We start from the raw sequence: 2913 nt of genomic DNA on the forward strand, positions 1-2913 counted from the left end.
GCCCGCGAGCGCCCGACCTATTGCTCACCGGCATCGATCACCCTGCATGAGGGAAATTTCGCCAGCGGCGGCGTCATCCTCGTGACCATCATGCGCACTCATTCGGTCGATAGCGATCTGACCTTCGAGATCGCCGAGCGGCCCGCCATTGGCATGGTGCGGGTGCTTCAGGATTTCGGCGGCAACAGCGAGCTGCTGCACCTGGCCGAAAGCCGCGAAGCCGCCGAGCTGTGGCTGGCGAAGAACCGCTACAGTTCGGCACGGCTCGAGGACGTGACCGCCGATGAGGTTGGCGCAGATGTCGTCGAAGGCCGGGCGGCGGCGTAGTCGGCCACTTGCGGATCAGCAAATACAGCCCGGCCTCGCAAGAGCGCCGGGCTTTTTTCGTCTTCCGCATCCAGAGGAAGAGGAAGGCCGGGACGGGTTTGAGCCGGTCGGGTTGAGAGAGAGTGTCCGCCGGTTCGGCCCGTTCCTGCTCTCTGGAGTAACACTCCATGGCCAACTACTTCACCCATTTCTCGTGCTTGCTCGATGTCGGCATACCCGACAATGCCGCCCGAGCACTCGACCTCTACAATCGCCTGTCCGAGGACGGCGCATCGGAAGACCCGCCTTCGGAGGGCTTCCTGCTGTCGATCCAGCCCGAGCATGGCGGCACCCAGCTCTGGATGCGCGATGACGAGACCGGCGATCCCGAGCGATTGATCCAGTTCGTCAAAATCTGCGCGARGGAATTCGAACTGACCGGCCGCTGGGGCTTTCAATACGCCAACACCTGCTCGACGGCCCGCGTCAACGCCTTCGGCGGTGGGGCACATGCCCTCGATCTCAGCACCGGCGAAACAATCGCCTGGACATATACCGACGGCTGGCTCACCGACGTGCTCGACGGAGGCGATCCCGATGCCTGAGATCATCGAAACCACCGTCTATCGCCTCTCCGAGCTTTCCGACACGGCGAAGGACAAGGCCCGCGCCTGGTATCGGGAGGCGTCCAGCGACGACTGGCACGAATTCGTCTTCGAGGATTTCGAGGCGATTTGCGCCATTCTCGGCATCCGGCTGAAGACCCGCCCTGTGCGGCTCTATGGCGGCGGAACACGTCAGAAACCTTGCATCGGGTTCCGGGGATTCTGGAGCCAGGGCGATGGCGCCTGTTTCGAGGCATTCTATTCCTACGAGAAGGATGCACTTCGCAAGATCAGGTCGCACGCACCGCAGGACGAAGAACTGCATCATATCGCCAGTACATTGCAGGCGATTCAGCGGCGGAATTTCTACCAGCTTCACGCCGAGGCCACCCATCGCGGTCCCTATTACCACGAGTATCGCATGTCAATCTCGGTGGAGCGCGATAGTCCGACCTGGCAGGACATAACCGCAGATGCCGAGGAGGCCGTGACCGAGGCGCTGCGCGATCTGGCCCGCTGGCTCTACCGGCAGCTCGAACGCGAATACGAGTACCAATCCTCGGATGCCGTCGTCGACGACACTATCACGGCGAACGAATACACCTTCACAGCATCTGGTCGTCGCTTCGGTTGATCCAGACAAGCGCCCCGCCTCACGGCCGGGCGCTTTTTCCATGTCGGCCATGGCCGAGCATTTGAGAGGAAGAGGAAGGCCGGGACGGGTTTGAGCCAGTGCGGTCGAGAGAGAGCGCTGCGCGGCTCGATCCGTTCCCGCTCTCCGAGGTTCCTTCCATGACATATGCTTCCACCGCCGCGACCGTTCCGGCTGCACCGATGGTCTCTGTCGTCGACACAGCCTTCGCTATCCACCAGGCAGCGTTTCTCCTCCTTCCCCATCTCGAACGCGGTCATCGCGTCGATGCCGCCACCCTGCGCGGCGCGATGGAAACCGCCTTCGGCGCATCCGACGCCACCGGCGCCTGGGATTGGAAAACCGCCTATGAAGCCTGCGAAGCGGCGACCATCCTGTTCCTGCGCAAATACGGAAAGGCGCTTTTCCGCAAAGCCGGTTCTCAGGCGCCATCACGCCCGCCGACCGGGTTCTCGAACCCTCGGCAGGCACCGGCCTGCTCGCCATCCTGGCCGAGATCGTCGGTGGATCGCTTGTGCTCAACGAGCTGGCGGAAACCCGCGCCGATCTTCTCTTCCACCTCTTTCCGGCCATTCCCGTCACCCGCTTCGACGCGGCGCAGATCCACGACCATCTTGACCCGGCTCTTGTGCCGACCGTGGTGCTGATGAACCCTCCGTTCTCGGTGATGGCCAATGTCTCCGGCCGGATGGCGGACGCCGCCTATCGCCATGTCGCCTCGGCGCTGGCGCGTCTGGCCGATGGCGGGCGGCTGGTGACGATCACCGGATCGAGCTTCGCACCGGATACGCCGACCTGGCGTGATGCCTTCGTCCGGCTTCAGGAACATGGCCGCGTGGTGTTCACCGCGTCCATCGACGGCTCGGTCTATGCCAAGCATGGCACGACCATCGACACGCGGCTGACCGTCATCGACAAACTGCCCGCCGACGATCCGGCCGCGTTTCCGGCATCGCCGGGGATCGCGCCCGATGTCGCAACGCTGATAGGCTGGATCGGCGAGCACGTCCCGGCACGTTTGCCGGTCAATGCCGCGATCTCGGTTCCCGCCGCTGCACCCACGGCCGCACCGCGAACCGTTCGCGGCTATCTGAACCGTGCCGCCGCCTCTTCTCCCACCCGCACCGTCACCGAACCCGACGGAGTCGAACTCGCCTATGAGACGGTGGACTGGACGCCCGCCGAGGACGGCCGGATCACCGATGCGATCTATGAAGAATACGGATTGCAGGCGATCCGTATTCCCGGCTCTACGGCCCATCCGACCAAGCTCGTGCAATCGGCAGCCATGTCTTCGGTCGCGCCGCCGAAGCCAAGTTATCGGCCGCGGCTTCCCGCCAAACTTGTCAC

General features: G+C 63.7%; 3 protein-coding genes and 1 pseudogene. All 4 read left to right on the forward strand.

Translation table 11 applies throughout. The features are described 5' to 3' along the window. The coding region (locus tag AB4Y99_RS27355; protein WP_441525558.1) for a hypothetical protein at positions 1 to 327 on the forward strand (327 nt) is incomplete at its 5' end. A 167-nt stretch (positions 328 to 494) separates the two neighbouring features. Beyond that, positions 495 to 911, forward strand: a complete 417-nt coding sequence (locus AB4Y99_RS27360; protein WP_441525559.1) for a hypothetical protein — start codon at positions 495 to 497, stop codon at positions 909 to 911. After that, complete coding sequence (locus tag AB4Y99_RS27365; RefSeq protein ID WP_441525560.1) at positions 904 to 1545, forward strand: antitoxin of toxin-antitoxin stability system; 642 nt, start codon at positions 904 to 906, stop codon at positions 1543 to 1545. The genes AB4Y99_RS27360 and AB4Y99_RS27365 overlap by 8 nt, the downstream gene beginning before the upstream one ends. 158 nt (positions 1546 to 1703) lie before the next feature. Next, a pseudogene (locus AB4Y99_RS27370) lies at positions 1704 to 2913 on the forward strand (methylase); the annotation flags it as partial.

Origin of the sequence: Allobosea sp. TAB14 (genome assembly GCF_052113865.1) — a bacterium.
In the GTDB taxonomy this organism is placed as follows: domain Bacteria; phylum Pseudomonadota; class Alphaproteobacteria; order Rhizobiales; family Beijerinckiaceae; genus Allobosea; species Allobosea spartocytisi.

Excerpts from the sequence above, each read along its gene's own strand:
- AB4Y99_RS27365 (WP_441525560.1), top strand. The coding sequence starts at position 904 with ATGCCTGAGATCATCGAAACCACCGTCTATCGCCTCTCCGAGCTTTCC.